This window comes from Acidovorax sp. AC410 (genome assembly GCF_979253235.1).
Map to the genome: position 1 here is coordinate 3,915,999 of NZ_CEEDCG010000001.1, position 17,961 is coordinate 3,933,959.

General features: G+C 66.1%; 19 protein-coding genes. 7 read left to right on the forward strand and 12 right to left on the reverse strand.

All coding sequences use genetic code 11. From position 1 onward, the window contains the following. On the reverse strand, nt 1-1,065 hold the full coding sequence (gene cyoA, locus AC0IZS_RS18115; RefSeq protein ID WP_436177225.1) for a ubiquinol oxidase subunit II: 1,065 nt from the start codon (nt 1,063-1,065) through the stop codon (nt 1-3). A gap of 278 nt (nt 1,066-1,343) precedes the next feature. On the opposite strand from cyoA, the gene AC0IZS_RS18120 reads away from it, so the two are divergent. Then, a complete protein-coding gene (locus tag AC0IZS_RS18120) occupies nt 1,344-2,684 on the forward strand; it encodes an MFS transporter (RefSeq protein ID WP_471636870.1) in 1,341 nt (446 codons plus the stop codon). A gap of 248 nt (nt 2,685-2,932) precedes the next feature. Here the strand turns inward: AC0IZS_RS18120 and AC0IZS_RS18125 are convergent, their stop codons facing one another. Beyond that, the gene (locus tag AC0IZS_RS18125) at nt 2,933-3,796 is read right to left on the reverse strand and encodes a LysR substrate-binding domain-containing protein (RefSeq protein ID WP_322592764.1); all 864 of its coding nucleotides are present in this window, start codon (nt 3,794-3,796) and stop codon (nt 2,933-2,935) included. A gap of 168 nt (nt 3,797-3,964) precedes the next feature. Between AC0IZS_RS18125 and phnD the strand changes: the two genes are divergently transcribed. From phnD to phnY, 6 genes are read left to right on the forward strand one after another with little or no spacing between them, the layout of a single operon-like run. Further along, nucleotides 3,965-4,846 (forward strand): phosphonate ABC transporter substrate-binding protein, encoded by an 882-nt coding sequence (gene phnD, locus AC0IZS_RS18130; protein WP_471636871.1) that lies wholly within the window; start codon nt 3,965-3,967, stop codon nt 4,844-4,846. Next, nucleotides 4,843-5,667, forward strand: a complete 825-nt coding sequence (gene phnC / locus AC0IZS_RS18135) for a phosphonate ABC transporter ATP-binding protein (RefSeq protein ID WP_436218982.1) — start codon at nt 4,843-4,845, stop codon at nt 5,665-5,667. The genes phnD and phnC overlap by 4 nt, the downstream gene beginning before the upstream one ends. After that, nucleotides 5,664-6,479, forward strand: coding sequence for a phosphonate ABC transporter, permease protein PhnE (phnE, locus tag AC0IZS_RS18140; protein WP_471636872.1), 816 nt, complete (start codon nt 5,664-5,666; stop codon nt 6,477-6,479). Before phnC ends, phnE begins: the two co-directional genes overlap by 4 nt. Then, nucleotides 6,479-7,723: a phosphonoacetate hydrolase gene (phnA, locus tag AC0IZS_RS18145; RefSeq protein WP_471636873.1), complete on the forward strand. Its 1,245-nt coding sequence runs from the start codon at nt 6,479-6,481 to the stop codon at nt 7,721-7,723. The genes phnE and phnA overlap by 1 nt, the downstream gene beginning before the upstream one ends. A gap of 11 nt (nt 7,724-7,734) precedes the next feature. After that, complete coding sequence (psrA, locus tag AC0IZS_RS18150) at nt 7,735-8,844, forward strand: iron-containing alcohol dehydrogenase PsrA (protein WP_471636874.1); 1,110 nt, start codon at nt 7,735-7,737, stop codon at nt 8,842-8,844. Then, nucleotides 8,841-10,286 carry a phosphonoacetaldehyde dehydrogenase gene (gene phnY, locus AC0IZS_RS18155; protein ID WP_471636875.1) on the forward strand — a complete coding sequence of 482 codons (1,446 nt, stop codon included), beginning with the start codon at nt 8,841-8,843 and terminating at the stop codon, nt 10,284-10,286. The genes psrA and phnY overlap by 4 nt, the downstream gene beginning before the upstream one ends. Nucleotides 10,287-10,288: 2 nt before the next feature. Here phnY and AC0IZS_RS18160 read toward each other — a convergent pair whose 3' ends face one another. From AC0IZS_RS18160 to ribH, 10 genes are all read right to left on the reverse strand, one after another. Further along, nucleotides 10,289-10,666, reverse strand: a complete 378-nt coding sequence (locus tag AC0IZS_RS18160) for a type II toxin-antitoxin system VapC family toxin (RefSeq protein WP_471639551.1) — start codon at nt 10,664-10,666, stop codon at nt 10,289-10,291. Further along, on the reverse strand, nt 10,666-10,869 hold the full coding sequence (locus AC0IZS_RS18165; RefSeq protein ID WP_322592771.1) for a type II toxin-antitoxin system VapB family antitoxin: 204 nt from the start codon (nt 10,867-10,869) through the stop codon (nt 10,666-10,668). The genes AC0IZS_RS18160 and AC0IZS_RS18165 overlap by 1 nt, the downstream gene beginning before the upstream one ends. A 206-nt stretch (nt 10,870-11,075) precedes the next feature. Then, complete coding sequence (locus AC0IZS_RS18170; RefSeq protein ID WP_471636876.1) at nt 11,076-12,044, reverse strand: TonB family protein; 969 nt, start codon at nt 12,042-12,044, stop codon at nt 11,076-11,078. A gap of 83 nt (nt 12,045-12,127) precedes the next feature. Further along, complete coding sequence (gene tolA / locus AC0IZS_RS18175) at nt 12,128-13,114, reverse strand: cell envelope integrity protein TolA (RefSeq protein ID WP_471636877.1); 987 nt, start codon at nt 13,112-13,114, stop codon at nt 12,128-12,130. Between the two features lie 69 nt (nt 13,115-13,183). Then, nucleotides 13,184-13,606, reverse strand: a complete 423-nt coding sequence (locus AC0IZS_RS18180) for a biopolymer transporter ExbD (RefSeq protein ID WP_471636878.1) — start codon at nt 13,604-13,606, stop codon at nt 13,184-13,186. Between the two features lie 16 nt (nt 13,607-13,622). Then, entirely contained in the window at nt 13,623-14,327 is a 705-nt protein-coding gene (gene tolQ / locus AC0IZS_RS18185) for a protein TolQ (protein WP_471636879.1), read from the reverse strand. Beyond that, nucleotides 14,324-14,752, reverse strand: coding sequence for a tol-pal system-associated acyl-CoA thioesterase (gene ybgC, locus AC0IZS_RS18190; RefSeq protein ID WP_471636880.1), 429 nt, complete (start codon nt 14,750-14,752; stop codon nt 14,324-14,326). Before ybgC ends, tolQ begins: the two co-directional genes overlap by 4 nt. A gap of 819 nt (nt 14,753-15,571) precedes the next feature. Continuing rightward, nucleotides 15,572-16,756: a pyridoxal phosphate-dependent aminotransferase gene (locus AC0IZS_RS18195; protein ID WP_471636881.1), complete on the reverse strand. Its 1,185-nt coding sequence runs from the start codon at nt 16,754-16,756 to the stop codon at nt 15,572-15,574. 113 nt (nt 16,757-16,869) lie between these two features. Continuing rightward, a complete protein-coding gene (gene nusB / locus AC0IZS_RS18200; RefSeq protein ID WP_471636882.1) occupies nt 16,870-17,499 on the reverse strand; it encodes a transcription antitermination factor NusB in 630 nt (209 codons plus the stop codon). Continuing rightward, the gene (gene ribH / locus AC0IZS_RS18205; RefSeq protein WP_471636883.1) at nt 17,496-17,960 is read right to left on the reverse strand and encodes a 6,7-dimethyl-8-ribityllumazine synthase; all 465 of its coding nucleotides are present in this window, start codon (nt 17,958-17,960) and stop codon (nt 17,496-17,498) included. The genes nusB and ribH overlap by 4 nt, the downstream gene beginning before the upstream one ends. Nucleotide 17,961: the final 1 nt, after the last annotated feature.

A 17,961-nucleotide genomic window follows, 5' to 3' on the forward strand; every position in this document is an offset into this window, starting at 1 on the left:
TCATTGGCGGGAAAGGGTGCGGTCGTGGACCGTGGCGTGGCGCGCTTCGAGGGCGGCCACGATCTGGCCGGCGTTGTCGATGGTGCACACGTCCTGGGGCAGGTTCAGGCCCATGGCCTTCATGTAGGCCTCGCCACCGCGCTCGTCGATGGTCATCATGTGGTGCATGCACATCTTGCCTTCTTCGACGCAGCGGTTGAGCACCTTGTCGTACAGGCCGTCTTCCACGCTGGCAAAGCGCTGCACGGGGTCGCGCTCGCTGGGCTTGACGAGGTTCAGGTAGGTGGTCTTGTCCAGCGCCTTGCCTTCGGTCTTGGCCTTGGCCACCCACTGCTCGAAGTCGCCCTGGCTCAGACCGTGGAACTTGAAGGTCATGCCCGAGAAGCCCGCGCCGCTGTAGTGCGAGGCGATGCCGGGGTACACGCCGGGCTTGTTGATCACGGCGTTCAGCTCGGTCTGCATGCCGGGCATGGCGTAGATCATGCCGGCCAGGTCGGCCACGTAGAACGAGTTCATCGTGGAGGTGGCGGTGAGCTTGAACAGAATGGGGCGGTCCACCGGGGCGGCCAGCTCGTTCACCGTGGCAATGCCTTGCTCGGGGTAGAAGAACAGCCATTTCCAGTCCATGGCGACCACCTGCACCACCAGGGGGGTGGCCTGCGCCTCCAGCGGCTTGGTGGCCGAGATGCGGTCCAGCGGGCGGTAGGGGTCGAGCTTGTGGGTGCCGATCCAGGTCAGCGCGCCCAGCGCGATGATGATCAGCAGGGGCACGGTCCAGATCACCAGCTCCAGCGTGGTGGAGTGGTGCCAGTCGGGGTCGTAGTCCTCTTCGGTGTTGGCGGTGTTGGACTGGCGGTACTTCCAGGCGAACCACAGCGTGAGGGCGATCACCGGGACGATGATGATCAGCATCAGCAAGGTGGCCTGCACGACCATGTGGCCTTGCTGCGAGGCGACGTCGCCTGCGGGGTTGAGGACGACGGCCTTGCTGCAACCGGCGAGGCTGGTGGCTGTGGCCGCCAACGCAAGCCATGCCGGCCCGCGAAGTTGGGGAAGTTTGAACATGTGATGGGCCCAACAAAGGCGTTTAGGGGTAAACGCGAATGACAATTTGCCGCTCAATGTAATAGAGCAGCCAAATTTGTCCATTGGACATTTTGTCCAAGGTCAAGTTTTTGCCCCTTTTTGGGGCAACCAGCGAACACACTGCCAGTACCGAAATCCCTGCGCAGACAGCCTATGGGCATTTGTCCTGCAGGAACGTGGGTGAAACCGCCCTTGTCGGGCCGGGCGGCTGGGTGTAAAACGTGGGTGTATCCGTTACACAACAAGGAACCCTGTTCATGAGCAGTCCCGCCTCTGCTATCTACCCAGCGAATGGCTTTGAAGAAGGCCAGGCATCCCTCTCCCGCGCGGACACCCATGAAGACGTCACCCCCAGCGAAATCGCCGTGGGCGTGATCATCGGACGCTCGTCCGAGTATTTCGACTTCTTCGTTTTCGGGATCGCCTGCGTGCTGGTGTTCCCGTCGTTCCTGTTCCCCTTCATGTCGCGCCTGGATGGCACGCTGGCCGCCTTTGCGCTGCTGGCCGTGGCCTTCGTCGTGCGGCCCATCGGCACCGCCATCTCCATGGCCATCCAGCGGCGCTGGGGGCGCGGCACCAAGCTGACCATCGCGCTCTTCCTCTTGGGCGTGTGTACGGTGGGCATGGCCTTTTTGCCGGGCTACAAGGACCTGGGCACCACGGCCATCGTGGCGCTGCTGATTTTGCGCATCGGCCAGGGGCTGGCGCTGGGCGGCTCGTGGGACGGCCTGCCGTCGCTGCTTGCGATGTCGGTGCCCAAGCACCGCCGCGGCTGGTACGCCATGATCGGCCAGCTGGGCGCGCCCGTGGGCTTCGTGCTTGCGGCCGGCCTGTTTGCCTACCTGTACGCCAACCTCACGGTGCAGGAGTTTCTGGCCTGGGGTTGGCGCTACCCGTTCTTCGTGGCCTTTGCCGTGAACGTGGTGGCCCTGTTTGCCCGCCTGCGCCTGGTGGTGGGGCAGTCGTACACCGAGCTGCTGCAGGACCGTGAGCTGCAGCCCGTGCCCGTGCACGAGGTGATGCGCGACGAGGGCGGCAACGTGCTGCTGGGTGCCTTTGCGGCGCTGGCCAGCTTTGCGCTCTTCCACCTGGTCACCGTGTTCCCGCTGTCGTGGATCACGCTGTACTCGGACCAGCCCGTCACCCAGATCCTGGGCGTGCAGATCGTCGGCGCCTTCCTGGCGGCCGGGGCCATCATGGTCTCGGGCTGGCTGTCGGACCACCTGGGCCGGCGCAAGCTGCTGGGCGGCATGGCGGTGTTGATCGGCGTGTTCAGTTTCATGGCACCGGTGCTGCTGAACAGCGGCGAGGTGGGCAGCACCATGTTCCTGCTGCTGGGCTTTGTGCTGCTGGGCCTGTCGTACGGCCAGGCATCGGGCACGGTGACGGCCAATTTCTCGCCCAAGTACCGCTACACGGGCGCGGCCCTGTCGGCCGACCTGGCCTGGATCATCGGCGCCGCGTTTGCGCCCCTGGTGGCCCTGGGCCTGTCGGCCCAGTTCGGCCTGCTGGCCGTGACGGTGTACCTGCTGTCGGGCGTGGCTTGCACCTTGGGCGCACTGAACCTGAACCGCCGCATGGAGCGCCGCGACCGATAAGAGCGGCTAACAAAACTCTTCTGGCGTCGTTGCCGCGTCTTGTCGTACTAAACGTACTGCCTGTAAGAAATCGGATGTGTAGCGCCTAGCCAGAACCGCTGCGCTGAGTTTTGTTCTCCGATCTTATTTAGATTCACAAGAGAGAGCGAGGGGCGGGCCCACGGGAGGGCGGCCCCGCTGAGAAGCGATGCAAGAACCCGGTGGCTGCCTTGGTGGCCACCGGGTTTTTTGTTGTTCAGAACCTGGTTTCAGGAGTCGCGGCCGATGATCTCGAAGAACGCCCGGATCAGGCGCATGTCCCGGCGCTCGGCCAGGCAGACCACGTGGGCATAGGTCTTGATCTGCGCGTCGCTGATGCGCACCGCGTGCAGGCCCGCGCCGGGTACGTATTCGACCTCGGACACCGCCGCCACGCCCAGGCCCTGCAGCACGGCCTCGCGGATGATCTCGCGGCTGGCCACCTCCATCACCACCGTGGGTTGCACGCCTGCGGCCTTGAGGGCTGATTCGATGGCCTTGCGCGTGGTGGAGCCCTGCTCGCGCAGGATCAGCTTCTCGCCCTGCAGCTCCGCGGTGCGGATGCTGCGCCGGCGCGCAAAGCGGTGGTTGGCGTTGCAGAAGATCACGATGGGGTGCTCGCTGTAGGGCACCGAGACAAAGCGCTTGTCCTTGAGCACCTGCGCCAGCACGCCCACGTCGGCCGAGTAGTCGAGCAGGCGGGTCAGCACGTCCTCGGAGTTGCCGGTGCCCACCGAGATGTTGATGTCCGGGTAGCGCTGGTTGAAGGCGGCCAGCATCTTCGTGACGTGCGAGGGCCCCACGGCGGCCACGCGCAGGTGGCCCGAGCGCAGCTCGCCGGCATCGCGCAGCACCTGCACGGCCTCGTGCTCCAGCCCGAAGATCTGGCGCGACAGCTGCAACAGGCGCTCGCCGATCTCCGTGGGGCGGATGCGCCGGCCGGTGCGGTGGAACAGCTCCACCTGGTACAGCTCCTCCAGTTGCTTGACCTGGGTGGTCACCGTGGGCTGGCTCACGTGCAGGGCCTGGGCCGCGCGCGTGAAGCTGCCCTCCGTGGCCACGGCGTGGAAGGATCGCAACTGTGTCAGGCGCATGACATTTTTCTCCGTGTTATCCCGGGCCAACTATAGATTGAATGAATGCAACGGTGAAAAAAGTTGAATTTGCAAGATAGTGGCGCAGCGCCGACAGTAGCGCCATGCGTCGGGCCCCGTGAGGCATGCGCACACAAGAGGTTCAAACCCAACCCTTAGGAGACATCGATGAAATTCACGCGACGATCCCTTCTGGCCAGCACATCCCTGGTGCTGGCCCCCTCCCTGGTGGGCCTGAGTGCCAGCGCCAGGGCCGCAGCCGGCACCCTGACGGTGGGCCTGATTCCTTCCGAGGATTCACGGGCCATGATCGCCAACAGCCAGGCGATGATGGACATGCTGTCCAAATCGCTGGGCATGCCGGTCAAGCCCTTCGTGGCGGCGGACTACAACGGCGTGATCGAGGCCCTGCGCTCCAAGCGGCTCGATGTGGCCTACCTCGGCCCGTTCTCGTACGTGATGGGCACCACCGTGGCGCCCATCGAGGCCTTTGCCGTGGCCGAGACCAAGAAGGCCGGTCGGGCCTTCTACCACGCGCTGATCGTGGCCCACAAGGACAGCGGGATCAAGACGGTGGCCGACCTCAAGGGCAAGACCTTTGCCTTTGTGGACCCCACCTCCACCTCGGGCCACTTGTTCCCCAAGGCCGGCCTGATGAAGGAGGGCTTCAATACCGACAAGGATTTTGGCCGGGTGATCTTCTCGGGATCGCATGACTCGAATGCCGTGGCGGTGCAGAACAAGAAGATCGAGGCCGTGGCGATTGCCGACCGCATCCTGGACTCGGCCATCGCCAAGGGCCTGGCCAAGCGCGAGGATCTGGTGGTGGTGTGGAAGTCGGACCCCATCCCCGAGTCGCCCACGGTGTGGCGCAAGGACCTGGACCCCGCGCTCAAGAAGCGCGTGCAGGCCGCCTTCCTGGACGTGAAGGACATCCCCTGGTCGGACCAGGGCATGCTCAACGGCTTTCACCCCACCAACGACAAGGCCTATGACGTCATCCGCGAGACGGCCAAGATCCTGAACCTCGACCTGAGGGCCATGAAATGATCAAGATCCGTGGCCTGAACAAGCGCTATGGCGACTTCGACGCGCTCAAGGGCATCGACCTGGACGTGGCCCCCGGCGAGTTCCTGGTCGTGCTGGGCCCCTCGGGTGCTGGCAAGTCGACGCTGCTGCGCTGCATCAACCGCCTGGCCGAGCCCACGAGTGGCGAGGTCCACATCGACGGGCAACTGGCCCAGCCCGGCGGTGCCAGCCTGCGCGCGCTGCGCCGCCAGGTGGCCATGATCTTCCAGCACTACAACGTGGTGCCGCGCCTGTCGGTGCAGAAGAACGTGCTGACCGGGCGCATGGGGGCCATGCCTGCCGTGCTGTCGTGGCTGCAGTGGTTTCCGCGCAAGGACGTGGCGATTGCCCTGGAATGCCTGCGCCGCGTGGAGCTGCAGGACAAGGCCGAGCTGCGCACCGACACGCTTTCGGGCGGGCAAAAGCAGCGCGTGGGCATTGCCCGTGCGCTGGCCCAGCAGCCCAAGGTGATCCTGGCCGACGAGCCGGTGGCCAGCCTGGACCCCAAGACCTCGCGCACGGTGCTCAACTACCTCAAGCAGGCCAGCCGCGAACTGGGCATCACCGTGGTGTGCAACCTGCACCAGATCGACTATGCGCGCGAGTTCGGCGAACGCATCGTGGGCGTGTCGGGCGGGCGCATCGTCTATGACGGCGGGCCCGAGGGGCTGACGGACGAGGTGCTGCGAAAAATCTACCCCGGCCTGGACGAGGGCGATGCGCGCAGCCGCAGCGCCCCTTGTGTGGCGGCCACAGCCGCACCCGCGCTGCGCCAGCTGGAACTTGAGGAGGCAGGAGCATGAACATCGGTTCTTACACCTTTCTGGTGGCCCGGCCCAGCGGTGGCCTGGGCTGGTGGCCGCGCATTGGTATTGGCGCGCTGTTCGTCGGCGTGCTGTGGTGGGCGGCGCGCGGCGCACAGGTCAGCTTTGGCGAGCTGGGCAAGGGCCTGCCGTGGATCGGCGACTTCATGGGGCGCATGCTGCCACCCAACTGGGCGTTTCTGGACAAGCTGATCGTCCCGGCGATCGAAACCGTGCAGATCGCCGTGTGGGGCACCCTGCTGGCCGTGATCCTGGCGGTGCCCGTGTGCTTCTTCGCAGCGCGCAACCTTACGCCGAACGTGGTGGTCTACCAGCTCACGCGGCAGCTGTTCAACTTCACCCGCGGGGTCAACGAGATCATCCTGGCGCTGATCTTCGTGGCGGCCGTGGGGCTGGGGCCGTTTCCGGGCGTGCTGGCCCTGGCGGTGCATGGCGCGGGCATGCTGGGCAAGTTCTTTGCCGAGTCCATCGAGGAGATCGACCAGGGGCCCATCGAGGCGCTGCGCTCCACCGGGGCCGGGGCCCTGCAGACCATCATCTTTGCCGTGCTGCCCCAGGTGGTGACGGCCTGGATCGCCGTGGTGCTCTACCGCTTCGAGACCAACCTGCGCCAGGCCACCGTGCTGGGCATGGTGGGCGCGGGCGGCATCGGCTTCGAACTGGTGGGCAGCATGAAGCTGTTCCAGTACCAGGACACCGCCACCTGCATCGCCGTGATCATCGCCATGGTGATGGTGGCCGACTATGTATCGACCCGGCTGCGTGCCTGGATTCAAAAAGGAGCCCGCTGATGAATGCCGCTGTGATCGACTTCGTGCAGGCCAATGGCCGGCAGTACGCCCGGCCCGCCGCACCGGTGGTGGTGGTCTGCGTGGATGGCTGCGAGCCCGACTACCTGACCCAGGCCATCCAGGCCGGCGTCGCGCCCTACCTGGCGCGCATGCAGGCCCGGGGCGGCTCGCTGATCGGGGACTGCGTGGTGCCCACCTTCACCAACCCGAACAATGTGTCCATCGTGACCGGTGTGCCGCCCTCGGTGCATGGCATCTGCGGCAACTACTTCTACGATGTGGCCGCCGACCGCGAGGTCATGATGAACGACCCCGCGTACCTGCGCGCCCCGACGCTGCTGGCCGCGTTTGCCGATGCCGGCGCGCTGGTGGCGGCGGTGACGGCCAAGGACAAGCTGCGCACCCTGCTCGGCCACGGGCTCAAGGGCATCTGCTTTTCGGCCGAGAAGGCCGACAAGGCCACGCTGGCCGAGTGCGGCATCGAGAAGGTGCTGGAGCTGGTGGGCAGGCCCGTGCCCTCGGTGTACAGCGCCGACCTCAGCGAGTTCGTCTTTGCGGCCGGCGTGCGCCTGATGGAGACCCGCCGGCCGGACCTGATGTACCTGTCGACCACCGACTACGTGCAGCACAAGTGCGCGCCCGGCACGCCGGAGGCCAATGCCTTCTACGCGATGATGGACGGCTACCTGCAGCAGCTCGATGCGCTGGGCGCGGTCATCGGCCTCACCGCCGACCATGGCATGAGCCCCAAGACCGATGCCGCAGGCAAGCCGCGCGTGGTCTACCTGCAGCAGGAGCTGGATGCGCAACTGGGCGCGGGCAGCACGCGGGTGATCCTGCCCATCACCGATCCCTACGTGGTGCACCACGGCGCTTTGGGCTCGTTCGCGACCATCTACGTGAATGCCGGCGCCACGCTGGAGGGCGTGCGCAGTGCGCTGCTGGCCCTGCCCGGCGTGGAGGTGGTGCTGACGCGCGAGGAGGCGGCGGCCCGATTCGAGCTGGCGGGCGACCGCATTGGCGACCTGGTGGTGGTGTCGGACCACCTCACGGTGCTGGGCACCAGCGCGGCGCGGCATGACCTGAGCGGGTTGACCGTGCCCTTGCGCTCGCATGGCGGCATCTCCGAGCAGAAGGTGCCGCTCTTGTTCAACCGGCCTTTGAAGGGCGTTGCCCCCGGCCGGCGGCTGCGCAATTTCGACGTGTTCGACCTCGCGCTGAACCACGCCTTTTCTTCCGTCTAGAGGTTCTCTCCATGCCACATGAATACTTCAACCCCGTACGCAGCGTCTACGGGGCCGGGGCACTGTCGTCCCTGCCCGGGCTGCTGGCCGGACGGCGCGCGCTGCTGGTCACCTTTCCAGAGGCGCGCCAGCTCGGCCTGGTGGCGCGCATCGAGGCCCTGCTGGGCGACCAACTGGTGGGCGTGATCGACGACGTGCGGCCCAACCCCGACGTGGCCGAGCTCGCGGCGCTGTACGACGCCTTCTGGTCCGGCGGCAGTGCTGCGGCCGAGGTGATCATCGCCGTGGGCGGCGGCAGTGCCATCGATACAGCCAAGGCCTTGATGGTGGCCACGCCCAGCGGGCGCTTTGCCGAACTGGTGGCGCTGCTGGCGTCCGGCACGGCCTTCACGCCAGCGCGGACCAAGACGCTGATCGCCGTGCCCACCACGGCCGGCACGGGCAGCGAGGTGACGCCCTGGGCCACGGTGTGGGACCGGGGCGCGCAGAAGAAATACTCGCTGCACCTGCCCGAGACCTGGCCCAGCGTGGCGCTGATCGACCCCGAGCTGATGCTGTCGCTGCCCGCATCGGTCACGCTGCAAAGCGGGCTGGACGCGCTGTCGCACGCGCTGGAGTCGATCTGGAACGTGAATGCCAACCCGGTGTCCGACACCTTTGCGGTGGCGGCGGTGCATGAGATCCTGGACGCGCTGCCGCAGCTGATGGAGCGCCTGGATGATGCGGCGCTGCGCGGGCGCATGGCGCTGGCGGCGCTGAAGGCAGGCATGGCCTTTTCGAACACGCGCACTGCGCTGGCGCATTCCATCTCTTACGAGATGACGCTGCGTTATGGGCTGCCGCACGGCATTGCCTGCAGCTTTCCGCTGCCCATGGTGCTGGAGCGCGCCATTGGCCAGAGCCCCGAGCGCGATGCGGTGCTGGAGCGCGCGCTGGGCCGCCTGGATGCTGCGCCCGGCCGGCTGGTGCGCTTCATCGAGACATTGGGCGTGAGGACGCGCTTTGCCGACTACGGCGTGAGCGACGACCAGGCGCGCGAGATGGTGGCCCACGCGCTGACCGGCGCACGCGGCAAGAACTTCATCGGAACCAACACAGCACCACTCAAGGAGGCGGCATGAGTTGCATCATGGAAAGCGCGGACTTTCGCGCAGAGGCATTGCGCATCGGCGGCGCCAAGGTGCGCACGGAGCGCAACATCGACGTCGTCAACCCCTACAGCGGCGAGCGCGTGGGCACGGTGGGCATGGCCAGCGTGGAGGATGTGCGCCGGGCGATGGACATCGCCCATGCCTATGTGCCCACGCTGTCGCGCTACGAGCGCTCGGCCATCCTGAACCGGGCGGCGGCGCTGCTGCGCGAGCGCACCGACGAGGCGTCGAGCATCATCACCGCCGAGTCGGGCCTGTGCAAGAAGGACAGCACCTACGAGATCGGGCGCGTGGCCGACGTGCTGAACTTTGGCGCCAACGAAGCCTTGCGCGACGATGGGCAGGTGTTCTCGTGCGACCTCACGCCGCACGGCAAGAAGCGCAAGGTGATCACCACGCGCGAGCCGCTGCTGGGCGTGATCACGGCCATCACGCCCTTCAACCACCCCATGAACCAGGTGGCGCACAAGGTGGTGCCCTCCGTGGCCACGAACAACCGCATGGTGCTCAAGCCCTCGGAGAAGGTGCCCCTGTCGGCCTACTATTTCGCCGACCTGCTGTACGAGGCCGGCCTGCCGGTGGAGATGCTGCAGGTGGTGACCGGCGATCCGCGCGAGATCGCCGACGAGCTGCTGACCCACCGCCATGTGGACCTGGTCACCTTCACCGGCGGGGTGGCCATCGGCAAGTACATCGCGTCGAAGGCCGGCTACCGGCGCATGGTGCTGGAACTGGGCGGCAACGACCCGCTGATCGTGATGGACGATGCCGACCTGGACAAGGCCAGCGACCTGGCGGTGCAGGGCTCGTATAAGAACTCGGGCCAGCGCTGCACGGCGGTCAAGCGCATGCTGGTACACGAGAAGGTGGCGGCCGAGTTCACCGAGCGCGTGGTGGCCAAGACCCGGGCCTGGCGCTACGGCGACCCCATGGACAAGGCCAACGAGATGGGCACGGTGATCGACGAGGCCGCAGCCCGCCATTTCGAGAAGGTGGTGAACGAGGCCATCGCCCAGGGCGCGCGCCTGCTGGCGGGCAATGTGCGCGAGGGCGCGCTGTATTCCCCCACGGTGCTGGACCGGGTTCGCCCGGAGATGATCGTGGTGCGCGAGGAGACCTTCGGCCCCGTGTCGCCCATCATCACCTTCAAGGACATCGACGAGGCGATCCGCATCTCCAACGGCACGGCGTTCGGCCTGTCGTCGGGCATCTGCACCAACCGCATGGACGACGTGACCCGCTTTGCCAAGGAGCTGCAGGTGGGCACCGTCAACCTCTGGGAGGTGCCGGGCTACCGCATCGAGCTGACGCCGTTTGGCGGCATCAAGGACTCGGGCCTGGGCTACAAGGAAGGGGTGCAGGAGGCGATCAAGTCGTTCACCAACTGCAAGACGTTCACCCTGCCGTGGTGAGGCTAATGCACCCTGGGCTGATGCGCGACGCCAAAGCGCTCGGTCAGGGCGGCGAGCCGCTTGTCCAGGGTCCAGAGCCTGGCGCCAGGTGTCAACAATGTGGAGGCAAGAAGGGTCAGATCGACAAGACCGCAGCCCAGGCCAAAAAGCTGTTCCCTCTCCACGAACGCCACGACTTCCGGCAAGGCTGCCTCTGAGGCTGGCTGGAGACGTTTCAGGTCGGCCATGGTCTTTGCCCGTGACGGCGGGGTTCCGCAAGCGAGCTCTCCCCAAACCATGGGATGCACCAAGGCCGAATCCAACACCAACAATTCCACCAAAGAGGCGTTGCGTTGGCGAAAGTGATCGACCCACACGGAGGTATCGACCAGCACGCGTATCACTGTGCTGAACCTTCCCTGCGCCTGGGAACATCTGCCATGTCGGGGGTGGTGCCGCCCAGGGATGCGAGCCGCTTTGCAGCTTGAACCCGGACAAAGGTCTTGATGGCCTCCCGGATCAACTCAGCCCTGTCTATTCCAGGTTCTGCAACTTCCAGTGCTTCTTCGAACAGAGCGTCGTCAATGGTCACGGTGGTTCGCATGGTTGTTCTCCGGATGCTTGTATTGATGTGATTTTGCATCAAAAATTGCATCACTACAAAATCCAGTGCTTGGCAGAGGGACCCCTGCCGCCGTCGCTGTTAGGCTCCCTGCCTGGAGCGGCTGATTTCCGCTTGCGAGGGGGCGCCCTGTGAGGCGGGATCGGCACTGCATTGCCATGAAACGAGGGGCTTGGTAGGCCGGTCAATCAGTCCTGCGGCCGGAACGCGATGGTCAGCGAGGGCGGAACGCGCCCTCCAACATCGCGCGGCACGAAGCGGGTTCTGTCCACCGCACGCAGCACCTCATCGTCCCAATCCTGGTTGCCGCTGGACTGTGCAAGGCGCCTGCCGGTGATGCTGCCATCCGGCAAGAGGCGCAATTCCACCTCGGCATGCAGGTTGCCGGTGATCGCGCTGAGGTAGGCGAGGCGGCCCCGTATCTTGGCCGCTACCCGGTCTTCGTAGCGCTGTTCGGTATCCAGCCGTTGCTCCTGCCAGCCCGTCAGGGCTGTCACGTAGATCTGGTTGCTAGCCATGGAAATCAGCGCTTTGCGCGGAATCAACCCAAAGCGATTCGGTGGGATGTGCACCTTGTCGAGTATTCGGGCGGCCAAGCTGTCCCATTCAGGCTCGCCGCTGGAGCCCTGCTGGGCTTTGTCCGTGATGGTTCCGTCCGGAAGAATGTCGACGAAGAAGCTCGCCGGAGAGTCCGCGCGGACTTGGGAGATGCCTGCAAGCCTGAAATGGCTTCTGATGGCGGCTGCGGCCTGGTCATTCCATGCTGAGGCGTTGGACGGGGGACCATCCTGACTGAAGTTGATTGGCACGAACGCCCAGGTCGCCTGCGCCACGCCGTTGCGGCGTGCGGGCTGGAAGCGCCACCGCATGACCGCATCAATCGCGGACGCATCGAGCCTGGGATAGCCGCTGGAGCGGCCGATCTCCGCTTTCACAGGCATTCCCTGGGCGTCAACCAGTACCTTGACCTCGACCCGGCCTTGCTCACCCATTCGCTTGGACAAGGCGGGATACACCGGTCGTGCGTTGTGGGTCTGGGCACCCGCCGTGGGCTTGGTAGGCGTCGCCGTTGCTGCAGGCTCTGCAATGTCCTGGGCAGCCGATATGGCAGCGGCCAGACCCAGGGTGCACAAAAGAAAGACGCGGTGCAGTTGCATGAAGCGGATGCCTTGTGGCTTGAGTTGGCCAATATTGACCGGTGGGAGGGGCGCGGCCCCCTCCGTCTTGGCCCCACCGATTGTCAGTCCTGCGGCCGGAACCCGATGGTCAGCGAGGACGGTGGCGCGCGCCCGCCGATGTCGCGCGGCAGGGTTTCGGTTTTTTCCAGGGCGCGCAGCACGGCGTCGTCCCAGGCCTTGTTGCCGCTCGATTGCACCAGGCGCTTGCCGACGATGGTGCCGTCGGGGGCCAAGCGCACCTCGACCTCGGCGCGCGGGTTGCCCGAGATCGCGTCGGGGTAGACGATGTTGGGTTTGACCTTGGCTGCCACCAGACCGCCGTAGCTGCCCGAGGGGCCGGAGTCGCGCTGTGCGGTGCCGGTGGACTTTTCGTTGCCTTCGGAGCCCGCCAGCCCCTGCATGCGGCGCAGGTTGGCCTCGCGCTGGGCTGCGAGCTGCTTGGCCTCGGCCTCGGCGCGCTGTTGCTTCTTGGCGGCTGCGTCTTTGGCTTCCTTGGCGTCCTTGGCCTCTTCGGCCTTGCGCTTTTCTTCGGCGAGCAGCTTCTTTTGCTTTTCCTGCTCGGCGGCCTTCCTCTGCTCGGCGAGCTTTTCCTTCTTTTCCTTTTCGAGGCGTTCCTCGCGCTCGTCTTCCTTGCGCTCACGTTCACGCTCGCGCTTGTCGCGCTCGAGCTTCTCGGCGCGGGCCTTCTTCTCCTGCTCCAGGCGCTTTTTCTCACGCTCGATGGCGATGTCGGCCTCGCGCGTGTCGGGCTCCACGGCGCGCGGTGGCGGTGGGGGCGGCGGTGGTGGCGGTGCGGGCGTGGGGACCGGCCGCGGCTCGGGCGGCGTCGGCGGGGTCGGGGGCGTCACCTCGGGCGGCGCGGCCTGTTGGGGCACGGCGGACCACAGCTCGGCCTGCACGGCGGGCTGGTCGGAGCTGGCCTTCCAGTTCACGCCCCAGGTGAGTGCGCCGATCAGCGCCAGGTGCACCAGCACCGCCAGCGAGATGGCTCGCAGGCGGGCAGGGGGTGCGGGGGGCGCAAACTGGTCGCGGTCGTCTTGGGCGTGCATGGAGAGGGTAGAGCGTGTGCGTCGTCTTCGGTTCAATCAATCAATCAGGCAGGGCGGGGCACTTCGGCTTCAGCCACCCTGTTTGACGGAGAGACCGACCCGCTGCACACCCGCCTTCTGCAAGGCGTCCATGGCCTTGACCACGTTGTCGTACATAACGCCCTTGTCGGCGGTAATGATGACAGCCGTCTCCTTGGTCTGGCTCTTTTGCCAGCGCAGCGCGGCTTCGCCGATCTCGCGCTGGCTCATGCTGCGCGTGGCCTCGGGGGTCTTGAGCTGCAGCGAGCCGTCCTTGTTCACCACGATCTGGGCGACCACCTTGGGCAGGTTGCGGCCCTTGCCCACGCTGGGCACGTCGACCATGCCGGGGGTGAGCATGGGGGCCGTCACCATGAAGATGATGAGCAGCACCAGCATCACGTCGATGAACGGGACCATGTTGATCTCGTTGATGGTGCGGCGGCCTCGGCCGCGGGACGCCATGGCGGGCATGCGGGCTCCCTTCGCTTCAGTGGCCGGAGGCCGAAGTGGGTTGCTGCGCGCCCAGGTTGCGCTGCAGGATGTTGGAGAACTCCTCGATGAAGGTCTCCTGGTGCGTGGCCACGCGGTCGATGTCGCGCGCGAAGCGGTTGTAGGCGATCACGGCCGGGATGGCGGCGAACAGGCCGATGGCGGTGGCCACCAGCGCCTCGGCGATGCCGGGGGCCACGGTGGCCAGGGTCACCTGCTCCATGCCGGCAAAGCCGGTGAAGGCGTGCATGATGCCCCACACCGTGCCGAACAGACCCACGTAGGGCGACACCGAGCCCACGGTGGCCAGGAACGACAGGCTCGACTCGACCACGTCCATCTCGCGCTGGAAGCTGGCGCGCATGGCGCGGCGTGCGCCGTCCATCAGGGTGCCGGCATCGGTGATGCGGCGCTCGCGCAGTTTCTGGTACTCGCGCATGCCGCTGGCGAAGATGCGTTCCATGGGGCCGGCGTTCTTGGCGTTCTGGGCGGCGCTGGCGAACAGGTCGTTCAGGCTGGTGCCGGACCAGAAGTCGCGCTCGAAATCGTCGTTGAGCGACTTGATGCGCTTGAGCGCGAACAGCTTGCGGAAGATGGCGGCCCAGCTGGCGACGGAGACGACCAGCAGCAGCAGCATGACGAGTTGCACCACCCAGCTGGCCTGCAGCACCAGGCTGAGGATGGACATGTTTTGGGAATTCATGGTGTTGTTGAGAGTTGTTCCAGAAGGGTGCTCGGTATTCTCGCGGGCCGCAGGGTGGCGGCGTCCACCCAGCCGATGCGGATGGTGCCTTCGCTGAGCAGTGCGGGCGGATTTTCGGTCATGTCGTGCTCTGGTTTCAGGAGCGCTTGCTGCAGTATTGTCAACGATGCGCGGCCGGCCTCTTGCAGTTGGGCGGTAACAATGAGTTCATCGTCCAGCCTTGCAGGCCGCAGGTAACGTACCTGGCTGTGGGTTACGACAAACATGCCGCCGGTTTGTTCCCTGAGGTGTTGTTGGCCTATGCCCAGGGAGCGCAGCCATTCGGTGCGGGCGCGTTCGAAGAATTTGAGGTAGTTGGCGTAGAAGACTATTCCGCCCGCGTCGGTGTCTTCCCAATAAATTCGGATGGGGAATTCAAAGGCCATGGGCTTGCCTCTTTTCTGGTTTGCTGGTGCTGGTGTGCATGGTTGCTCCGTGCCTCGGCGGAGGGCGGGGGCCGGGATGTGCGCCCGGCGGCGCACCTACTTTCTTTTGCGTCGCCAAAAGAAAGTAGGCAAAGAAAAGGCGACCCCCAGTCTGCGTCCCCCATTCGCCCTGTCGGGCGAATGGGGGCAACCTGCGATGCTCGGACCTGGGGTGGTGCCGCAGAACTCGCTGCGTTCTTCGAACTCCGCTCAAACAGCTGCGGCAAGTCAGATCACGAAGCGTGTGTGTCCTTCGGCACACACGCCCACCCCAGCTCCTGCGCTTCTCGGCGCAGCCAGCAGGGGTGGGGAGCGGGGTCCACCCGGCTGCTGCTGCGCAGCTGCGCCGGGTGTCGGTTACGCGCGCGGTGCGCGCTGCCGACGGGTTGGGCGCGATCTCTGTGGCCAGGCCGAGCGCAGCGACGGCACACCGGGCCGAGCGAAGCAATGGCCCGTGTGGAGCCCGCTCCCACCCCCTTCTGACCGTGCCGAGAAGCGCAGGGCCTGAGGTGAGCGCGTGCCGAAGGACACGCGCATCGTCATCTGGCTTGCCGCAGCTGTTTGAGCGGAGTTCGAAGAACGCAGCGAGTTCTGCGGTACACCCCAGGACCGAGCATCGCAGGCTGCCCCCTCGTACGCAGTGCGAGGGGGACACGGGCAGCGGGGTCGCCTTTTCTTTGCCTTCTTTCTTTTGGCGACGCAAAAGAAAGAAGGTGCGCCGCCGGGCGCACATCCCGGCCTCCGCCCTGCGCAAAGAAACAGAAGCAACCACCAGCCAGATCACCCCAGCAGACGACGCAACCGAGCAACAGACTCCTCCAACTGCGCCATCGAATTCGCAGTAGAGAACCGCACAAACCGCTCAGTCTCCGCCGTCCCGAAGTCTCTTCCAGGCGTCACCGCCACATGCGCCCGCTTCATCACCTCAAACGCAAAATCCCAGCTACCGCTGACCCCAAGGCGAGAAGCAGCCTCGGAGCAATCCGCCCACGCATAGAACGCGCCATCCGGCATCACCGGCACCGACAGCCCCATGGACTGCAAGGCGGGAATGAAGAAATCGCGCCGTGCCTTGAACTCCGCCCGCCGCCGCTCGTACTCGGCAATGCTCTCGGCCTCGAAGCAGGCCAGCGCGGCATGCTGCGAGACCGTGCTCGCGCAGATGAACAAATTCTGCGCCAGGCGCTCGACCACGGGCACCATGGCCTCGGGCACCACCATCCAGCCCAGGCGCCAGCCGGTCATGTTGAAGTACTTGCTGAAGCTGTTGATGCTGACGATGTTCTCGTCGATGGCCAGCGCCGTGTGGCCGAACTCTTCTTCGTACGACAGGCCCAGGTAGATCTCGTCGATCAGGGTGATGCCGTCGTGCGCGCGCACCACATCGTGAATGCGGCGCAGCTCATCCGGCGCGATCGACGTGCCCGTGGGGTTCGACGGCGAGGCCAGCAGCACGCCGCGGGTCTTTTCGGTCCAGGCGGCGCGCACCTTCTCGGCGCTCAGCTGGTAGCGCTCGGCTGCGGTGGTGGGCACGAGCACGGCCTTGCCGTCTGCGGCGCTCACGAAGTGGCGGTTGCAGGGGTAGCTCGGGTCGGGCATGAGGATCTCGTCGCCCGACTCGATGAGCGCCAGGCAGGCCAGCTGCAGCGCGGCCGATGCGCCGGCCGTGACCACGATGCGCCGGGCCGGAACGTTGACGCCGAAGCGTTGCGCATACCAGGCGCTGATGCGCTCGCGCAGGGGCTCCAGGCCCAGGGCGTTGGTGTACTGGGTGGCGCCGTCGCGCACGGCGCGGGCCGCGGCCTCCTGCACCAGGGGCGGGGCGGTGAAGTCGGGCTCGCCGATGTTCAGAAAGATCATCGGCTCGCGCGTGCCGGCCACCTCGCGTGCCAGGGCCTGCGCGGCCTTGGCCACTTCCATCACGTAAAACGGTTCGATGCGCTCGGCGCGCGAAGAAAACTTCATGGGGGTGGGTCCTGGTCCTGCCTGGGGGCAGGGGGTGGCTGGCGCGGGGGATAAGGGGTGGGGCGGGGCCGGGCTGCGCACCATGGCGGCGGGCCCGGGGCAGGGAGGGGCTATCAGCCCTCTGCGCTGTCGTCGGCTGCAGCGGCGGCCTCAGGCGCCGACGCTGCGGCAGGCGCCGTGGTGGCGCCCGAGGCCTTGTCGGCCGCGACTTCGGCCGCGCGCAGGCGCGGGGCCAGGCCGTTGAGCACGGCGTTCACGTACTTGTGGCCGTCGGTGCCGCCGAATTCCTTGGCCAGCTCGATGCATTCGTTGAGCACCACGCGCCACGGCACATCCAGGCAGTGCTGGAACTCGTACACGCCGATCCACATCACGGCATGCTCGATGGGCGAGATCTCGGCCATCTTGCGGTCCAGCAGCGGGGTGATCAGCGCATCCATCTCGGCGGCCAGCTTGATGCTGCCGTGCAGGAGGGCGTCGTAGTGCACCGAATCGGCCTTGTGAAAGCCGGCCAGGTCGCGCGTGAAGGCGTCGATGGCCTCGGGCGCATTGCCGCCCACCAGGTGCTGGTACAGCGCCTGCAGCGCGAACTCGCGTGCGCGGCTGCGGTTGGACTTGGAGGCCGCCTTGCGCACGCCGGTGCTCTTGAGGCCGGTGCGTGCCTGCTTGGGCGGGCGCGACGAAGGATGGCTGTTGCCGGCGGTGGTGCCGTCGTCGCTGTTGTGGTTGTTGTTATCGCTCATGACAGGTCTTCCAGCAGGTTGGCCATCTCCACGGCGACGCGGGCGGCGTCTGTGCCTTTCTCGGTCTGGCGCGCAATGGCCTGTTCGAGGTTTTCGGTGGTGATGATGGCGTTGGCAATCGGGATCTGGTAGTCGAGCGACAGGCGCGTCACGCCCGCGCCCGATTCATTGGCCACCAGTTCGAAGTGGTAGGTCTCGCCGCGGATGATGCAGCCCAGCGCGATCAGCGCGTCGTACTCGTCGGCCTCGCACAGGGCCTGCAGGGCCACGGGCACTTCGAGCGCACCGGGCACCAGCACATGGGTGATGTGCTTTTCCTGCACGCCCAGGGCCAGCAGTTCGGCACGGCAGGCCGCGGCCAGGGTGTTGGTAATGCTTTCGTTGAAACGGGCCTGCACGATGCCGATGTGCAGCTTCTTGCCGTCCAGCTTGTCCGCTGTTCCTTTTTCTGCGCCAAACATA

Bases quoted from the DNA above. Each gene is read 5' to 3' on its own strand.
- psrA (WP_471636874.1), top strand. From the start codon at position 7,735: ATGCCACATGAATACTTCAACCCCGTACGCAGCGTCTACGGGGCCGGG.
- AC0IZS_RS18125 (WP_322592764.1), bottom strand. From the start codon at position 3,796: ATGCGCCTGACACAGTTGCGATCCTTCCACGCCGTGGCCACGGAGGGC.
- ybgC (WP_471636880.1), bottom strand. From the start codon at position 14,752: ATGGCCTTTGAATTCCCCATCCGAATTTATTGGGAAGACACCGACGCG.
- AC0IZS_RS18195 (WP_471636881.1), bottom strand. From the start codon at position 16,756: ATGAAGTTTTCTTCGCGCGCCGAGCGCATCGAACCGTTTTACGTGATG.
- tolA (WP_471636877.1), bottom strand. From the start codon at position 13,114: ATGCACGCCCAAGACGACCGCGACCAGTTTGCGCCCCCCGCACCCCCT.
- phnA (WP_471636873.1), top strand. From the start codon at position 6,479: ATGAATGCCGCTGTGATCGACTTCGTGCAGGCCAATGGCCGGCAGTAC.
- phnE (WP_471636872.1), top strand. From the start codon at position 5,664: ATGAACATCGGTTCTTACACCTTTCTGGTGGCCCGGCCCAGCGGTGGC.
- nusB (WP_471636882.1), bottom strand. From the start codon at position 17,499: ATGAGCGATAACAACAACCACAACAGCGACGACGGCACCACCGCCGGC.
- ribH (WP_471636883.1), bottom strand. From the start codon at position 17,960: ATGTTTGGCGCAGAAAAAGGAACAGCGGACAAGCTGGACGGCAAGAAG.
- AC0IZS_RS18120 (WP_471636870.1), top strand. From the start codon at position 1,344: ATGAGCAGTCCCGCCTCTGCTATCTACCCAGCGAATGGCTTTGAAGAA.
- tolQ (WP_471636879.1), bottom strand. From the start codon at position 14,327: ATGAATTCCCAAAACATGTCCATCCTCAGCCTGGTGCTGCAGGCCAGC.
- AC0IZS_RS18170 (WP_471636876.1), bottom strand. From the start codon at position 12,044: ATGCAACTGCACCGCGTCTTTCTTTTGTGCACCCTGGGTCTGGCCGCT.
- cyoA (WP_436177225.1), bottom strand. From the start codon at position 1,065: ATGTTCAAACTTCCCCAACTTCGCGGGCCGGCATGGCTTGCGTTGGCG.
- AC0IZS_RS18180 (WP_471636878.1), bottom strand. From the start codon at position 13,606: ATGCCCGCCATGGCGTCCCGCGGCCGAGGCCGCCGCACCATCAACGAG.
- AC0IZS_RS18165 (WP_322592771.1), bottom strand. From the start codon at position 10,869: ATGCGAACCACCGTGACCATTGACGACGCTCTGTTCGAAGAAGCACTG.
- phnC (WP_436218982.1), top strand. From the start codon at position 4,843: ATGATCAAGATCCGTGGCCTGAACAAGCGCTATGGCGACTTCGACGCG.
- phnD (WP_471636871.1), top strand. From the start codon at position 3,965: ATGAAATTCACGCGACGATCCCTTCTGGCCAGCACATCCCTGGTGCTG.
- phnY (WP_471636875.1), top strand. From the start codon at position 8,841: ATGAGTTGCATCATGGAAAGCGCGGACTTTCGCGCAGAGGCATTGCGC.